At 44.4% G+C, this 16,705-nt stretch carries 15 protein-coding genes; 7 read left to right on the top strand and 8 right to left on the bottom strand.

What is annotated here, in order from left to right; all coding sequences use genetic code 11:
- Nucleotides 1-348 precede the first annotated feature (348 nt).
- Entirely contained in the window at nucleotides 349-708 is a 360-nt protein-coding gene (locus EO92_RS10035; protein WP_082108030.1) for a DUF2769 domain-containing protein, read from the bottom strand.
- Between the two features lie 224 nt (nucleotides 709-932).
- Here EO92_RS10035 and EO92_RS10030 point away from each other — a divergent pair, with 224 nt between their 5' ends.
- Entirely contained in the window at nucleotides 933-1,808 is an 876-nt protein-coding gene (locus EO92_RS10030; protein WP_048171345.1) for a PAS domain-containing protein, read from the top strand.
- Between the two features lie 277 nt (nucleotides 1,809-2,085).
- On the opposite strand, the gene thiC is transcribed toward EO92_RS10030, so the two are convergent.
- Complete coding sequence (thiC, locus tag EO92_RS10025) at nucleotides 2,086-3,333, bottom strand: phosphomethylpyrimidine synthase ThiC (RefSeq protein ID WP_048171310.1); 1,248 nt, start codon at nucleotides 3,331-3,333, stop codon at nucleotides 2,086-2,088.
- A 510-nt stretch (nucleotides 3,334-3,843) separates the two neighbouring features.
- Between thiC and EO92_RS10020 the strand changes: the two genes are divergently transcribed.
- A complete protein-coding gene (locus EO92_RS10020) occupies nucleotides 3,844-4,656 on the top strand; it encodes a winged helix-turn-helix domain-containing protein (RefSeq protein ID WP_048171308.1) in 813 nt (270 codons plus the stop codon).
- 198 nt (nucleotides 4,657-4,854) lie between these two features.
- On the opposite strand, the gene EO92_RS10015 is transcribed toward EO92_RS10020, so the two are convergent.
- On the bottom strand, nucleotides 4,855-5,763 hold the full coding sequence (locus EO92_RS10015; protein ID WP_048171305.1) for an MBL fold metallo-hydrolase: 909 nt from the start codon (nucleotides 5,761-5,763) through the stop codon (nucleotides 4,855-4,857).
- 58 nt (nucleotides 5,764-5,821) lie between these two features.
- On the bottom strand, nucleotides 5,822-6,490 hold the full coding sequence (locus EO92_RS10010; protein WP_048171303.1) for an HD domain-containing protein: 669 nt from the start codon (nucleotides 6,488-6,490) through the stop codon (nucleotides 5,822-5,824).
- 216 nt (nucleotides 6,491-6,706) lie between these two features.
- On the opposite strand from EO92_RS10010, the gene EO92_RS10005 reads away from it, so the two are divergent.
- Both EO92_RS10005 and EO92_RS10000 read left to right on the top strand, forming a co-directional pair.
- Complete coding sequence (locus EO92_RS10005; RefSeq protein ID WP_048171301.1) at nucleotides 6,707-8,227, top strand: DEAD/DEAH box helicase; 1,521 nt, start codon at nucleotides 6,707-6,709, stop codon at nucleotides 8,225-8,227.
- Nucleotides 8,214-10,001, top strand: a complete 1,788-nt coding sequence (locus EO92_RS10000) for a DUF790 family protein (protein WP_048171299.1) — start codon at nucleotides 8,214-8,216, stop codon at nucleotides 9,999-10,001. The genes EO92_RS10005 and EO92_RS10000 overlap by 14 nt, the downstream gene beginning before the upstream one ends.
- A gap of 248 nt (nucleotides 10,002-10,249) precedes the next feature.
- Here EO92_RS10000 and EO92_RS17755 read toward each other — a convergent pair whose 3' ends face one another.
- The 3 genes from EO92_RS17755 to EO92_RS09980 all read right to left on the bottom strand — a co-directional run bounded on the left by EO92_RS17755 (nucleotide 10,250) and on the right by EO92_RS09980 (nucleotide 12,965).
- The gene (locus EO92_RS17755) at nucleotides 10,250-10,444 is read right to left on the bottom strand and encodes a hypothetical protein (protein ID WP_156165784.1); all 195 of its coding nucleotides are present in this window, start codon (nucleotides 10,442-10,444) and stop codon (nucleotides 10,250-10,252) included.
- A 534-nt stretch (nucleotides 10,445-10,978) separates the two neighbouring features.
- Entirely contained in the window at nucleotides 10,979-11,170 is a 192-nt protein-coding gene (locus EO92_RS09990) for a hypothetical protein (RefSeq protein WP_048162576.1), read from the bottom strand.
- Between the two features lie 988 nt (nucleotides 11,171-12,158).
- A complete protein-coding gene (locus tag EO92_RS09980; RefSeq protein WP_082108027.1) occupies nucleotides 12,159-12,965 on the bottom strand; it encodes a hypothetical protein in 807 nt (268 codons plus the stop codon).
- 168 nt (nucleotides 12,966-13,133) lie between these two features.
- Here EO92_RS09980 and EO92_RS18295 point away from each other — a divergent pair, with 168 nt between their 5' ends.
- Nucleotides 13,134-13,328 carry a hypothetical protein gene (locus EO92_RS18295; RefSeq protein ID WP_156165783.1) on the top strand — a complete coding sequence of 65 codons (195 nt, stop codon included), beginning with the start codon at nucleotides 13,134-13,136 and terminating at the stop codon, nucleotides 13,326-13,328.
- Between the two features lie 27 nt (nucleotides 13,329-13,355).
- Here the strand turns inward: EO92_RS18295 and sugE are convergent, their stop codons facing one another.
- On the bottom strand, nucleotides 13,356-13,673 hold the full coding sequence (sugE, locus tag EO92_RS09970) for a quaternary ammonium compound efflux SMR transporter SugE (RefSeq protein ID WP_048135080.1): 318 nt from the start codon (nucleotides 13,671-13,673) through the stop codon (nucleotides 13,356-13,358).
- A 218-nt stretch (nucleotides 13,674-13,891) separates the two neighbouring features.
- Here sugE and EO92_RS09965 point away from each other — a divergent pair, with 218 nt between their 5' ends.
- Nucleotides 13,892-14,980, top strand: a complete 1,089-nt coding sequence (locus EO92_RS09965) for a radical SAM protein (RefSeq protein ID WP_048171341.1) — start codon at nucleotides 13,892-13,894, stop codon at nucleotides 14,978-14,980.
- Between the two features lie 260 nt (nucleotides 14,981-15,240).
- Nucleotides 15,241-16,680: a hypothetical protein gene (locus tag EO92_RS09960; RefSeq protein ID WP_052734327.1), complete on the top strand. Its 1,440-nt coding sequence runs from the start codon at nucleotides 15,241-15,243 to the stop codon at nucleotides 16,678-16,680.
- Nucleotides 16,681-16,705: the final 25 nt, after the last annotated feature.

The raw sequence follows: 16,705 nt of genomic DNA, 5'->3' as shown, positions 1-16,705 counted from the left end.
GTATCGCTACTAAAGTTTGATTCCTGATTGTACATATTATATATGTAGAATTATATAGCCCAGCCTCTGGTGTTTTTTCTCAATGGTATGGAATTGGAACTTCCGGGAAGCGTTGTGAAGGACAGGAGGTAAAGGACAGGCTCTCTGGTTCATGCTCAAGTAATGAGGATTTTTAATTGTATTGAAATATTCAATCTAATAAAAACAGGGACAAAACCAGGATTGAGTTCAGAAATTAAAAAGTGAATTCGAGTTCTCAGGAATCAATTCCTTAAGAATCCGGGCCTTATTCCTAAAACCTCAGCAAGAAACTCGTTAAATCTTTAGATTTAGCGGGTAGTTGACTCGTTACTTAGAATGCATATTCCGGTCATCCAGTACGCAGACTCTGATTATACCGGCACTCGTTTTGAAATTCGTACAGATATTCAGAGGGGGCTGTTTTTTTTCAAAAATTTCCACTTTTTCTTTCGGCTGGCAGAAATAATCGCCCTCAAGCCGGAACTTTTTAAAAAGCTCACATGTTTCACAGAAACAGCCCTCTTTTTTCCCCTCTACCTCGCTCTTGCCTCTGGCACAGAACATCCCTGTGCCCCCCGGATAAGATGGGCAGGTTTTGCAGACGCAGGCTTTCAGGTGGTGGTATGAACTGCAGATCCCGAAATACCTTCCGTATATTTCCCTGGCTTTCAGGGTGATATCGGGCATCTCCCGTGAGAACTTTTCTGCTTCTTCTGCATCTGCCGCGTCGGCATTTTCTTTGTCTTCTGTTGGAACCTCAAAGTCCAGAATATTCCCCCTATGTAAAAAAGGACATTAATTTATAAGATGTCAAAATATATTGTATATTGGTTGAGGGTTTCATAAATACATTTTTACCTGTGGCCAGGTGGGCCCTGGATTTAAAAAGGCTTTGGAGGATAAGGGATAATATGGGATTCAATCGGGTAACTGAAAGCAACGAACTGATTCATGATGAAGCACTCGAAAGGCAGCGAATTCTGGAAACCGTGATCGACAACAGCCCTATAATGGCTTTTCTCTGGACCCCGGAAAAAGACTGGCCTGCGAAATATGTCTCGGAAAACGTGACCCAGCTGGGGTACAGTGCAGAGGAATTCCTTACGGGCAGGATAATGTATGCAAACATAGTTCATTCCGAGGATATTGACCGGGTAAGAAATGAACTTACAAAGTGCTGCGCGCTGGGAAAAGAACACTTCGTCCAGCGCTACAGGATCCTGACGGGTGGGGGAGAGATCCGCTGGGTTGAAGAAAAGACCTTTATACAGCGCGACGAAAAAGGAAACGTGACCCATTTCCAGGGAATAGTCAGGGACGTCACCTCCGAAATACAAACCGAAAAAGCGTTAAGAGACGCCCTTGAGAGCCAGAAGGCCCTGATGGAAAAACAAAAATCTCTGCTTGAAAGGCAGAAGGCGCTGGAAACCGTAATCAACAACAGCTCAATGGTCGTATTTCTCTGGAAGGCAGAAAAGTACTGGCCCACCCTTTACGTGTCCGAAAACGTCCGGCAGTTTGGGTACGCTCCTGAAGATTTCATATCAGGAAGAGTCCTCTACGGTAAAATCGTCCACCCCGAAGATTTGCTCCTTGTAGAACTCGAACTTGAGGAAAACTGCGACGAAGGCGGAAAAGAGTTTAACCGGCAGTACCGCATCCTGACACAGACCGGAGAGGTACGCTGGGTAGAAGAAAAAACCTTTATCCAGCGCAACCAGGAAGGGGAAGTGACCCATTTTCAGGGGATAATCGAAGACATAACCGGAAAGATCAAAAAAGCCTGAGAGAAAAAGAAATTAATAACTTATTTTTTCCAGGAAATTGCAGAAGGCCCGGATTATGGAGAAGATCAGGGCCCACGTACTGCTGCAGTTTTCAAAAGTTCCCGGCAGAATAATGGGGAAAGGTTCTGGATCGGGGAACAGTCCTGTCTCCTTTTAAATAATTGGCCCTGAAAGAACAGTTTTGCCGCCCTAAGATATTAGGGCCATATTGGGCGGCTTTTCCTGTGTATTCCGGAAAAGAATTTTGTTTGGTCTTTGACAATATGACCTGCCCCAGTTATTCATCCCCTGCGAGGTAATCTCCCATGATCTTTATGGCGCAGTATTCGCCGCACATGGAACACGGGCCTGTCATGGGGCACATGTCCCCCGGCCTGTCGGGGTCAAGGGCGAGTTTGATCTGTCCTCCCCAGTCAAAATGGGCACGCTTCTGTGCAAGCAGCAGGTCCCTTTCGCTTACCCCGTATTTCATGGAATCCCCTATGTGGGCAGCTATCCTGAAAGCGATAAGTCCTTCCCTTACCTGCTCCGGGTTCGGGAGGGAGAGATGTTCTGCAGGGGTTATGTAACACAGGTAGTCCGCCCCTGCCCCACTTGCCATGCTTGCCCCTACCGCACCTGCGATATGGTCATAGCCAAGGGCTATGTCCGTGGGCAGGGGACCTGCAACGAAAAGGGGAAAAGCTGACCTTGATTTGTATAAATTCACGTGTTCCGGGATCTCAGCTGCCTGGATATGTCCGCCCATGCCCTCTATTATTACCTGCACACCTTCCTCGTTTGCTCTTTTCGCAAGGCGGACATTGGTTTCGATCTCCATCAGCTGGGCTCCATCCCTATAGTCATGGATGCAGCCGCTTCGCATTGTGTTTCCCAGGGAAAGGACGACATCTTTTTTCCTGAGGGTCTCGATTACCTCGTCAAAGTGTTCTATGAAGGGGTTTTCGCAGCCATTTGTAAGCATATAGACACTGGTAAGGGAACCTCCCTTGGAGACCATGCCCATTACCCTCCCTACGCCCTTTAGCTTCTCAAGGGTTGCCTTTTCCACGCAGTGCAGCACCACAGAGCTCACACCTTCGTCCACATGGGCTTTGAGGTATGAGAGGATGTCGCCCTCTGTAAGGTCCTTCATTCCACACTCCACAACCGTCTGATAGATGGGGACTGTAGTGATGGGAAGCCTGCTGTTCTCAAACACGCTTGCACGTATAGCACGGATGTCTCCACCCATGGAAAGGTCGGTAATGGTGTCAGCCCCATATTTTTCTGCGATCCTCACCTTTTCGAGCTCTGCATCCGGATCTATCCTGACAGCCGAAGTGCCCAGGTTGACATTTACCTTGGTGCTGGCACCCCTGCCTATGGCTATAGAAGGGCAGCCCTCCCTTGTCATTATAACGAGGCTTCCTTCAGCTACACGGGAGAGCAGGGTATCCTCATCAATATTTTCTCTCTCCATAGTCTGCTGCATTTCGAGGGTAAGTTTTCCTTCACGTGCACAATCAATCTGCGTGGGTCTCATGGGTCCTTGCACTCTTCCTGTATTTAATGTGGAACTGCCTATCTGTCAGTTCAATCACACATGAGTTTATAAATATATTTATATGATTTATAATAGAGATTATGTCATTATTTATTAAGGCGTACGTTAACAAAAATATTTTAGTATGACTTTGTATTTGCACCTTGTTAACCAGGAGCCTTTCATGTAGCGACATAAACCTTGAAAATCCGGGATAGAAATGACAGGATGGAAATGAAAAGAATTCTAAAAAATTTCTCCAATTGAAATAAACAGTTTCCTATCTTCCCGGAATGAATTGTACGGAAATGTATATTTATAAAAGAGTAACAAATATGTCAATAATTAGTCTTCAATTTTTTATAAATATATGAATATACTTTTATATCGCGGAGATTCTTCAATATAATATATATTTTCAATAATTACAGGCCAGAAACGACAGGCGATCAAATACAGGCAATCAAATACAGGCGATCAGATACAGGCAATCAGATCAAGGTGCATAATATGGAAAACTCTCTACTAGACCTGATTTTCCTCTCCGATAAAAGAAAAAACGTGCTTCTCCTTCTGCTTGAAGGGCCAAAGGACATCAACACAATAAAAAAAATCCTTAAAGCAGGTGCAACTTCACTCCAGCCCCAGATTAAAATGCTCAAGGAAAAACACCTTGTAGTTCAGGACAGAGAGCTTTACAGGCTTAGCGAGATAGGAAAAATCATAACCGAAAAGATGAAACCCCTGCTGGATACTCTTTCTGTACTGGAAGATAATGCAGATTATTGGGCTGACAGGGATATGAGTAAAATTCCGCATTTTCTCCTGAGCCGCATAGGGGAACTCGGGCACTGTATTACAATTGAACCCCAGAGAGAACATATGTTCGAAATGATTCCCGAGTATGTCGAGAATGCTGAAAAGGCAAAGACGTTCGAGACGCTCAGTTCTTATTTCCACCCTCTCTATCCGTCCTTTTGTCTCGGGCTTGCAGAAAAGGGTACATCGGTGTCACTGATTCTTCCAGAATCAATCCTTAGAAGGTGGGGCGAGGATGATTACAGGGAACAAACCAGACAGTTTCTTAAAATGGAGAATACTAAACTCCTGGTCTGCAAAGACTGTGAAATGACTCCTAATATTGTAGCGGCAGACAACTTCATGGGAATAGCTCTTTTCCCGAAAGATACTGTTTTTGACCGAAAATACATGATAAGCTTTGAGCCCGGAGCTCTTGCCTGGGGCAAAGAACTCTATGACTACTACGAACAAAGAGCGGAACAAATCCGGGATATCGACAGCTATGCCAGCAGTACACCCTGAAAAGGAATCAAAAAAAGCTAAAAAGCTCCTCATCAGGTGTGCTCTTCACAACGTATATAGGACTTACGCACTTGATAAATGAAATCAAGTGCATACGGCCTTATCAACATTATTGTGATTTATACCGTTAAGTGTTTTCCGCTTTTGTTTTTCAGTTCAACTGCATGAGTCCTGGTATATTAGAGGTCCTCAGGTATATTAGAGATATTCATCAAGCCCTGCCTCACCATTTGAATATGCTTCATGCCATCCCCCGGGTACAGGCTGTTTATTATAGAGGATTTTTCTCCTCGCCTCAAGCAGTTTCGGCTTTTTTCCCATGAACTCTGCAGCACACAGGACCTTATTTTCAACCTTTCCTGCCAGTTTTTTTAACCACCTGTAGCCTTCAAAAGACCTCAGAAGATGGTGGTCCAGGATCAAAGTGTCAACATTTCTGGCAAGAAGAAGAGCATTTTCAAACGCTTCTTTTGAAGCTTCAGGAACATGGTGGGAAAGATAGAGCGGGGGTCCGGAAGAGAAAACTACTGTCGGTTTCCAGGCAAGTATCTCAAGCACAGCTTCCCTGTCCAGGAGCTGGATATCCGAACTGTGGACAAACACCTCGGCTCCTTCACAGATCCGGGTCATCATTACCGTGCCAAACCCCTTATCTCTTGTCCCATGCGGAACAGGAGAAGAAAAACTTATGCCGTCGGAACTAATGCCTTCAGAAGCGGGAAGGGAAGAGCCCAGAAAATGAGAGAGCTCTTTTCTCCTGCGTGCAGACAGCCCTGAAATATTTTGTGGACCTTTGCACCAGAACCTGACTTCTTCCAGAGGAGGGAGGGCTTCTACTGGCAATTGATAAGGGTCTTCGGCTTTCATGGGCATGTGGTCCCCATGGTAGTGGCTGATTACTATATCCGTTGCACCTTCAAGGGCATAAAGGATCTTTTTCCTGATCCCGAGGGCAGCTGCAACCTCTACAGGGTGGGGAGGCAAACCGTAACGCAGGCGGGCAAGGGCAACTCCCGGATCGATCAGAATTTTTTTATCCCCGGTTTTTACAGCGCAGGCAAGAGACCTTGCCCCGAAGGACTCACACCCGAGTATTTCAATCTGCATATGTTTCTATCTGTTTGCATGAATAAAAGTCCTTTTCAGGAGACATTTACGGAACTCCTCACGATTGATGTGATTGAGGCTTAAACTCAAGTTCCGTATCGTAGAGCAAATGCCAGAGGTCCCCCTTTTTGTACATCCTTTCCGCATCAACTGCAGCCCCCTGCCCTATTATTTCGAACCTGACTCCCCGGCCTTTAAAAGTGACCTTTCCTAGCCTGCTTCCCATCCGGCTGTAGTCAAGGGCATCGGCAAGCCGGATAAGGGCAGCCACTTTCAGGGTGACATCCTGCAGGTCTTCGGGCATTTTCCCGAAATCTTTTCCTTTAAGGTCCTCGATTTTCTTCTTTCCTACCTTTTTTTTGTGCAGGAAAGCCGTCCAGGCAACAACCGGCCACAGCCGTCCAGGCAATTCGGCAGGCGGGTGGCGGAGCAGGATATCTCTCCCTGCCCTGTGATGGTTCTCAAAGTCCGTAGCTACCCCGGCATCATGCACAAGGGCAGCCATTTCCACGAGTTTTTGGAACTCAGAGCCCAGCCCGTGGACAGGAGCGAGGATCTCATAAAGTTCGAGTGCATTCCGGGCCACATTATCGGCATGGCTGCGTTCAATTCCGTATTTGTGGAAAAGGTCTTCGAGGGGTACGGGTTCGGGCGAAAAAGCTTCCCCGGACTTTTCATCCCCAACAGGTCTGGAATTAGAGCTCGTGCAGAATTCCCTTCTTTTTATTTCCTTTTTAGAACTGAAATTAACTTGAAGCTATTTCTCAGTTTTCTTTTTTGCATAAGCTGTAAAACTCTGCGCAATAGAACGTGTAACGAAGCGTGTAAAAAGATACCAATTCTGGGACTCAAACATATAAAAAATTAGCTTATGTAATAAATTCCTGCCTGGGCCTGCTGATAACTGAATTATTATATATCATGTCCAGAATCTTAGTAAACAATGATCAAAATAAGCTTCAAGCAGGGAACTCTCCTCATACAGGGCAACGTCCGGGTCCCCAATTCGGCCTGGGACGAAAGGAGCGGGAGCTTCAGGGCCCTTGCCATGTATTACAGAGATATCATAAGTTACCTGAAAAATTCCGGGATCGATTTTGAAGATGCTGTCCTTGATCTCCTCCCCTGTCCTGACCTTGCAGAAGCTTATGAAGCTTCGGGAAAGAAGCTGAATTTAAGGGATTACCAGGCAGAAGCCCTTGTTTCCTGGAGTGAAAATGAAAAATGGGGAGTTCTGGTCCTGCCGACAGGGAGCGGAAAGACCCTTACCGGCATCCGGGCAATTGCAGGGTGCAATACCCCTGCCCTCGTGATTGTCCCGACCCTTGACCTGCTCGAACAGTGGAAAAAGCAGCTTGAAGAAGCTTTTTCCATGGAAATCGGAAAGCTTGGGGGCGGCGAGAAGAAAATCCTTCCCATAACCGTTTCCACATATGACTCTGCCTATATTCATGCCGAAACCCTGGGTAACAGGTTCGGTCTCCTGATTTTTGACGAAGTGCACCACCTGCCTGCAGCAGGATACAGGAGCATTGCCGAATTTTCCGCAGCCCCATGCAGGCTCGGACTGACTGCCACATACGAAAGGGAAGATGAGCTGCATAAGGAACTCAACCGGCTTGTAGGGGGAAAAGTCTACGAGAAAAAAGTCTCGGAACTTGCAGGCGGACACCTTGCCCCTTATACGATAAAACGGGCTTCTGTGACGCTTACTGCCGGGGAGCAGAAAGAATACGACCAGAAATATTCTATATTCCTTAACTACCTCAAAAAAACCGGGATAGTAATGAGAGGCCCGCAGGATTTCCAGAAACTGGTCATGAAAAGCGGAAGAGACCCTGAAGCCAGAAAAGCCCTCCTTGCAAGAAATGCAGCAAGAGATCTTGCCTTCAACAGCGATTCAAAAATTGAGAAACTGAGGGAGATCCTGGAGCAGCACATAGAGGACAGGGTGTTTATCTTTACAGAACATAACCGGCTTGTGCACCGGATTTCCAATACATTCTTTATCCCAGCGATCACATATCGGACTCCTTCAAAAGAAAGGAATTCCATTCTCGAAAAGTTCAGGGCAGGCAGCTATAGGGCTGTTGTTACCTCAAAGGTACTGGATGAAGGTATTGATGTGCCTGAAGCAAACATAGGGATCATAGCAAGCGGGACAGGCAGCAAGAGGGCATATGTGCAGCGCCTTGGAAGGATCCTCCGAAAAAAAGAGGGGAAAGAAGCCGTACTCTATGAAATCATAGCCTCGGAAACCTCGGAGACCGGAACCGCACAAAGAAGAAAAGGAGCTTTATCTTCCGGAAAAGGTCCATTAGAAAGCCCCGGAGAACAGGGCGGAAAAGAAGCTCAGAGGGTAAGAAAAGAAAGCTCTGAAAGACCTGAAGAAAGACCTGAAGAAAGCTCTGAAAGAGCTGAAAACCCTGAAAGCCAGAAAGGTGATTCTTATGCTAACTTCTGACCTCCTTGTAACCCGCATTTCCGGAGGAAAGATCAAGCCGGCATATGCAGCTTTTAATTCAGAAAACCTTGAGCTTGCAGGGCTCCTTATAGAGACTTTCGAGCAGCATGCAGGAAAACCCTACGGCGACCTCCTGACAGAACTTGAAGGTTATGAAGAGATGAATTACCGCTTCATCCGGGGGCTTTCCCAGCTCCTTGGAAGGCGGGCTGTGGTTGAAACCTCTTCAGCTGTTGACCCTTCTATGGCCAGAGAAGCGGTTTTTGACGCCTGTACCGGGATGGCTCTTTCTCCTGCCGAAAGAAAAGAGGCGCTTCAAAAAGCCGCAAAAAAACTATCGATATCAATTCCTGAACTTGAAAAATCTCTCTGGGCAGACCTTGAGGGAAACCAGATCCTCAAAGAATTCAAACCCCTTTCCCCTGCAGAACTCCTCAGGCAATATAACATCTCCCTGACCCAGACCATCCTTTTCCGCGCTATTGACCTGAACATATGGATAACAGGAGATTTCCAGAACGTTCTCTGGAAGATTCTCAGATCCGGGCTTATGTATTCCCTGGAAGATACTGAGGAGAAAGCAGGCGAAAACGAAGAAACTGAAAGGTTGAAAAGCGTTCACCTTCACCTTGACGGGCCAGCATCTCTTTTCAGGATGTCGGAGCGATATGGAAATTCGTTTGCAAAACTCTTCCCTACCCTCCTGAAATCAAAGGGCTGGAGCCTGAAGGCAGGAATTCTCCATAAAGGTTACCAGGGGAAACGCATCCTTGATTTAGTCCTTGACGGCTCGGAAGAGGCTTTCAGACCCATACCGGAAGCAGCCAGATATCCTGAAAGAGTGCCGGAAAGGGTTTTTCCCGACTTTCAGCTTGCAGAAGGACAGGAAGGATACAGGACAGGAATCGAGACTGAGAATGGGTTTGGGGGAGAAGAAGCTGGAACTCAGGGAGCTGGAATTCAGGAAGCAGAAACAGATATTGAAAGTGAAACTTATGACAGCACTTATGAACAGCAGTTTGCCAGCTTAAGTTTAGGAGGTTGGAAAGCAAAAAGAGAACCAACGATCCTGAAAGCAGGCAGGTACGCATTTATTCCGGACTTTTCCCTTCAGAGGGACGGGATGAAAGTGTATGTCGAGGTTGTTGGTTTCTGGACGCCGGAATACCTTAAAAAGAAGACCGAAAAACTAAAGGAAGTAAAGGAACCCGTTATTCTCCTGATTAACCGGAAACTAAAGTGCTCGGAAAAAGACTTCCCTGCACAGGACGTGATTTTCTTTGACAGGAAGATTCCGGCAAATGAAATCACGCAGGTGCTTAGAAAATATGAGAGAAGAAGGCTTGAAGAAGACCTGTCGGAACTGCAGGAAACGAAGATTCATCTTTCCGGGGAACTGATCAGCCTTGATGAAATCGCAGCCGAGAAGGGAGTCCTGCTTGATGCTTTAAAAAAAGAGATCAAAGGCAGGCTTACAAAATTAGGGGAATCCGAAGAAGTCGGAAAATTCAAGGAATCCGAAGAATCCGAAAAGTACAGGAACTATGTGCTTCTTGAGAATTATTTGCTCCACAGGCAGTTACTTAAGAAAATAGACATGGAGCTTGAAAAACCAGGGGCTGCAGAAACATATGCCGGCGCAGTGAAGGTGTTTGAGGGCTTCGGGCTCGACAGCAGCCTCTATTACCCTTTACTCGAAAACCTGGGGTATAAGGTTAGCTGGACCGGGCTCAGTGAAGAGAACGCAAAAGTTAAAAAAATACGCTTTGCCTAAAAAATGTTTTTACACCAAAAAAACTCCTCGAACCCAACAACTAGCCGTTTTTGGTCAATTTTTCAGGCAAAGCGTGCTGGTGGAAAATGTATGGAAAGCTATTGGTTTCTTGTTTCCATTGATCGGATTTCATACTTAAAATATGCGGCAAAATAACATAGGCAACATTTAGGAATGATTAAATAACTTTCACTATCAAAATGACTGATTTAGCTTTAAATAAATTCATCTTTGCCTAAATTATTTTGTTACAAATACTTAGAATCTGCCCCAAGATTTCTCGATTCTATATATCTTTTGTAATATCTTTTGTATATACTCAGATCTGTGATCGTGATCCCGAGCAGAACGACCCAACCCAGAGGAAACATTATCAACAGCAGACAATAAAATGTAATTGCTGCTATTATCGAGTCCCCAACAAACTCTTTCATAGTTTTCATTGGTATTCCACCTCCTGGTGTGGTTATCTGGGTTTGCTTCGTTATTTTTACAATTTTACGCTTACACCCAATCTTACCAATGTTTTTGCTATTGTGTGTAATACACAATAGCATACAATAATATGCATTTAATAACTTATATAGGTTTTCTGAAAAAGAGCTTTGCCTATAAAGACAACTACCCGCTAAATATGGAGATTTAACGGGTTTCCTGCCGAGGGTTTCTGATTTCACCTTAAAAATATACGTAAACCTAAAAAATAATGGTGACCCCTAAAAATCCATACGATACCCAAAAAACACCCATCGTACCCAGCAAATAGCTGTTTTTTGGCTATTTTATAGGCAAAGTGAAAAAAATACGAGGTTTTTATAACAAGACTTTTTTATAACAAGACTTTTTCTAATTTCATTGCTTAAAGCGAAGATTATACCCCGAAAATAGGGGATTAGCAATAAAATTAGGAAGGCTGTGAACCTTCCATGTTAAGAATTAAATAACCTCTAATTAAATAACCTCTAATTAAATAAACTTCATACTTCAATTCCATCCATTTTTACAATGAAATTTACCTCAACTTTCGAAATATTAAGGTTAGATTCAAGATCTGTCTCGTATTCTGCAAGTAAATTTTTAATGACAACTTCTAAAGAATGTTTTAAGTCAACGACGGTTTCATCCATTAATATTGTTTTTTCAGCTTCAGTCAGGTTAAAAAGAGTCATCTAACACCACTCCCCAATAATTTAGTTTTTTATACTGATTTCAACGTTGTCTTAATCCACCACTATTTTTGTAATCCCTACACTATTTTTGTAATCCCTACACTATTTTTGTAATCCGCCAATAATTTTGTAATCCGCCAATAATTTTGTAATCCCTACACTATTTTTGTAATCCCTACACTATTTTTGTAATCCGCCAATAATTTTGTAATCCGACACTATTTTTGTAATCCCGGCACTATTTTTGTAATCCACCAATAATTTTGTAATCCGCCAGTATCTTTTAGTTACTTAGGTCTTAATTCAAACCTTGTTTTTCGTGGATTCATTCGGAAATGCAAAGATTTCTTCCAACCACAAACAGGTAGGAATTACGTGTCCTGTATACTCTTACCCTTCCCACATTATCCAGTACTTGCTGCAAAAGCTGTACTATAAATTGATATTTTTTTCGATTCCAAAAGTCATATTATCCCCCGATAACCATTGCTCAATTTTAGTTCAGTGGTATTATATTTTACCAATAGTATAACTGATATACTGATATAAATACTTATTCTGTATAAAATAGCCATCAAAAGCCATTGTTTATAGAGAAAATCAGAGATAACTTTAAATAGTAGTATTTTTTTAACATTTATACTGTGGTAAAAAATATGCATCAGTTAAATGATTCACTATTTTAAAAAAATGTTAATAAAATATGGAAACCCGGTTGTTTTAAAACTCTACAAATATTTATATTAAATTTAAAATATTTTACATTGGACATACCATATTTTACAACCAATGCAAAATATTTTATAATTAAGTTAATCAGGATGTGAATTACAGAATATTGTTCATCGAGTTTAAAGTCAATACTGCCCATCTCCAGGAAATTAAAGTTGTTTTGAGGCGGCCTGAAAAGATGTATCCTGGTAAGATATATCCAGATTTAGACAGTTAATATGAAATCAAATCCTGAATATTCCAGAGTACAGGGATTTTATTCCACATACGCCACATTCCTTTTCACAGGCCGGAAGAGTTTCATGAACTCGTGTACTTCTTCCGGAAAATCCGTGTTTACGGAAAGCCCTATTTCTTTAGCTTCTGCGGCTGAAAGGGGGGTACTGTGGATCATTTCTCCGCTGACCAGCTTTTCAACCACATCATCGAGCCTGTCTTCTCCGCCGGGGCCAGGTGCAATTTTGCCTTCCAGGAGCTCTTTTGCGACACTCCGGGTAAGCTTGAGGGCTTTTCTGGAGATATCGCTCATGACAAGAGTGACATCTTCCGCATCCTCTTTTTTAATTTCTGCGGCATAGATCCAGGAAGGTGCAGGGAAGAGCCCTCGCATGAGATCCCCTACCTGGGGGTCGATAGGCCCTATAACTGCATCTTTGTCCATGACGATTTCATCTGCTGCAAGGGCAACAATTGTGCCTCCTGACATTGAGTAGTGGGGGATGAGCACACGGGTTTTTTTGGGGTGATTCTTCAGGGCACGGGCGATCTGGATGCTGGCATGGAGCTGCCCGCCGGAGGTGTGCAGGATCAGCTCAAGGGGATAATCCCTGTATTTCCTTATCCAGCGCAGGACCTGTTCAGCATCCTCCTCATCGATGAACTGGTAAGCAGGCAGCCCTAAAAAAGAAATTGCTTCCCGTCTGTGAATCATTGTCAGTACTTTACAGCCGTGGCGCCTTTCCATGGCTTTCAGTTTTGCCAGACGCTGCATCTGGATTCTTTTGAGCTGCGACTGCGGGTAAATTACGGTGTAAAGAAAGAAAACTACGAACAAAATAAACATCAAATCCCAGAGACTGAAAGTTGTGCCTTCAATTAGAGCCAGAAAAACTTCCCCCTAAAAGATCTCCCTTAAACTTCCCGCGGGTACCGCTTAAGCTAACCAGAAGGTACAATTCAAACCCACGGGCTTAATCCCCTTATTTAACATTGTCCTGCCAGCTATTAATTATTGGCTATCCGTACTGCAGGAAAAAGCGATCTTATAAGGAAATTGCAAAAATCCCGAAGAAAAAAGGAGAAGAAGGAGAAGAAGGAGAAGAAGGAGAAGAAGGAGAAGAAGGAGAAGAAGGAGAAGAAGGAGAAGAAGGAGAAGAAGGAGAAGAAGGAGAAGAAGGAGAAGAAGGAGAAGAAAAAAGGATGCTGAGAAGGGATTAGAGAACTTTACATGGTTTCATGGAGAAATCAGCTTGAGCCCCATCACCCCTGAGAAAATCAGAATGATGCAGACAAGCCTGCCGAAATCCATGGAATCATTAAAGAGCAAGATGCCCAGGACAGTGGTGCCGAGAATCCCAATTCCGGTCCAGACTGCATAGCCAGTTCCTATTGGTAAAATCTTCAGAGCCTGGGAAAGGAAATAAAAGCTCAGGACCATGCAAACGACTGTAAATATGCTGGGATAAAGCCTTGTAAAACCTTCCGTATATTTCAGCCCGATTGCCCAGGCTGCCTCAAAAAGACCAGCGATGAAAAGAAAGATCCATTCCATTTTTGTTCTACACCTGTTTAGGTAATTTTTATGGGTTACAGTGAAAATATCAATTGAAAAGTATTCAAAAGCCTCTTTCTTCTTATAATCTTGCCCGAAAGAACCCCTGGAAAGGTCTGTTAAATTTCTCAAAGGTAAAATCTTGAATATTGAGATCAGAAATTAAATTCAGAAAAGCAAACAATAAGCCTTTAACCCATGCAGGAGAATATTTCAATATGGCAGCTCCGAAGTACCTGAAACGCTATCTTATGGTGCAGGGAGATGAAATGCCTGCCCTCTCCAGAATAACAGAGAGAATTTCAGTCGAATTTAACCCGGAAATGGAACTTGAAGAGCTCCGGAATATCCATGAAGCAAGCATCAAAGAATACAGGAAATTGCGGGAAAGCCTTGAAATCGAGGCCATGGAAGCCCTTGCTTATCCGGATAGTTCGGACATGCTGAAGCTGTATACTACAAGCTTCCTGGAAATCCCGAAAGCCAGTCCCTCCCTCCTTGACCTCAAGGTTGCAATTGTGGACAGGATGCTTGAAAACTGCCACTGCTGCGAGCGCCGCTGCGGGATTAACCGAAAAGAGGGAGAAAAAGGCTTCTGCCGGCTTACCGACGTTTCTCGCTACGCCTCGGAGTTCCTGCACATGGGAGAAGAGCCCGAACTCGTCCCCTCCCACACGATCTTTTTTACCGGCTGCGTTTTTGCCTGTGTCTACTGCCAGAACTGGGACATCTCCACCTGCCCGGAATGCGGCACTGAGGTCGACCCCCGAAAACTTGCAAAGCTTGTTGACATCAGGAGGCTCCACGGCGCAAAAAACGTAAACTTCGTAACCCCGACCCCGCACCCGCACACCGTCCTGAAAATCGTGCGGGAAATGTCGGTAAACACCCCTGTGGTCTGGAACTCGAACATGTACCACTCAAGGGAAATCGCCGAAATCCTGGAAGGCGTGGTTGACGTCTACCTCGGGGACTTCAAGTACGGCAACAATGAATGCGCTCTCAAGTACTCAAAAGTTAAAAACTACCTGGAAGTCGTTCAGCCCAACTTCGAGTTCGCCTACGAAACCGCCGAAATTCTCCTCCGCCACCTCGTCCTCCCCGGGCACCTGGACTGCTGCACAAGGCCAATTGCCAAATGGGTTGCAGGACACACCCCGCAGATCAGGTTCAACCTGATGTTCCAGTACAGGCCCTGCTACCGGGCAATGGAATATCCGGATCTTGGAAGGCACCTGACCCTGGAAGAGGAAACGGATGCGATTGATATCGTGAGAGGGGCTGGGATTGAGGATTTGTTAATTTGAAGGTGCATGAAACCGCTAAAACTCTCAATTTAAGAATAAACCTAAATCTCTTTTTTGATTCCATTTGCTAATTTTCCGGCGACCGTTTTATTTTTCACTTTATAGAAACCGGGGCGCTCACCGGGTGCCGAAGGCAGCAGGTCTTTTGAAAATATACAAAGAGTCTTCAAGGATCAGGATATAGTGTGCACTATTGAAAAATAATATAAGTGTAGACATCCTAAATTTATCCGACTATTCATTATCAAAGGGAGATTTTTATGGAAATGGCAAAAATGAAATGCATAAAAGTGAAATGCATAAAACACTTGATTTCAACTTTGTGCGTTGCAATAATTTTAACAGGTATCGCAGCTGCTGAAAATGGGTTCATGCCCAGAGAACAGTGGAACAAAACATTTGGGGGAGCGCTTGATGATTCCGCAATTTCCGTTCTGCAGACTTCTGAAGGAGGATATATAATAGCAGCTACCGCCGATTTTGATACTATCCGGGTCAAAGGCAACGCAGTATTAATAAAAACCGACCCTGAAGGGAATGTGCTGTGGGAGAAAACCTTCAGTAAGCGCCATGAAGATAGATTTAGCACAATTCAGGAGACAGGTGACGGCGGATATATACTAACAGGCACAACCGACTCTTTAACCGACGATAAATACTCAGCCTGGCTGGTTAAAACGGATTCCGAAGGAAAAGAAGAATGGAACAGGAGCTTTAGCCTGAATACGGCAACTCATGGGATCTTCGGGCAGCAGACCGATGATGGAGGATACATAATTTCAGGCTGTACTTATAACTACATGATCACAAATCCAAACGCATTTCTGCTTAAAACGGACCCTGAAGGAAACGAAGAGTGGAACAGGACTCTGGGCAATCATATTACATATGACGGCATACATTGCGTCCGGCAGACTGTGGATGGTGGATATATAGCCGCAGGCGAGACGACCACCTATGGCATGGCAAATAAAGAAGTAAGGGGTTCCAATTACGAAGACATATGGCTGATAAAAATGGACGTAGAAGGAAATGAGGAATGGAACCGGACTTTCGGAGGCGAAGGCTACGACTGGACAAATTCGGTCCGGCAGACGGCAGATGGGGGATATATTATTGCAGGCCAGAAAAAGGACCTGGAAGGAATCGTTTTTGATGCCTGGTTGATAAAGACCGACCCCGAAGGAACTAAAGAATGGGACAGGGTATTTGAAGCGGAAAGCGACGATTACGTAAGATCTGTCCAGCAAACCCCGGACGGAGGATACATATTTGCCGGATACACCGGAGAAATCTCCGAAGACTCAACGATAAAAGCTTCTTTTGCCATAGATTCCTATGACGGTTTCCTTGTCAGGACCGATAAGGACGGAAACGAAATCTGGAAACTGACCTTCGGCGGAGAAGAAGATGACCGGGTGAATGACCTCAAACTTACCAGCGACGGCGGATACGCTGTCGTCGGTTCCACCAAATCATTCGGGGAAAAAGGCAAAAATGCCTGGCTGGTTAAGCTGGAAGGAAACGAGGTAACGGATGAGGCTAGCGAGGAAAAATATGGAAATAAAGGGCTAATTGAAGAAGAAAAAGAAAAAGAAGAAGAAGAAAACCCTGAAAGTGAAAAATCCCCGCTAAATATTTCCATACCAGTCATTTCCATCCTTTCGGCCCTCTTTTTAATGACCAGGAGAACAAAATAACAGAAGAAACACACATGAAATAAAT

Source organism: Methanosarcina sp. 2.H.A.1B.4, from assembly GCF_000979385.1.
Classification (GTDB): Archaea; Halobacteriota; Methanosarcinia; order Methanosarcinales; family Methanosarcinaceae; genus Methanosarcina.
Note: the sequence above shows the minus strand (reverse complement) of the source record. Positions and strands in the feature narration are given on the sequence as shown.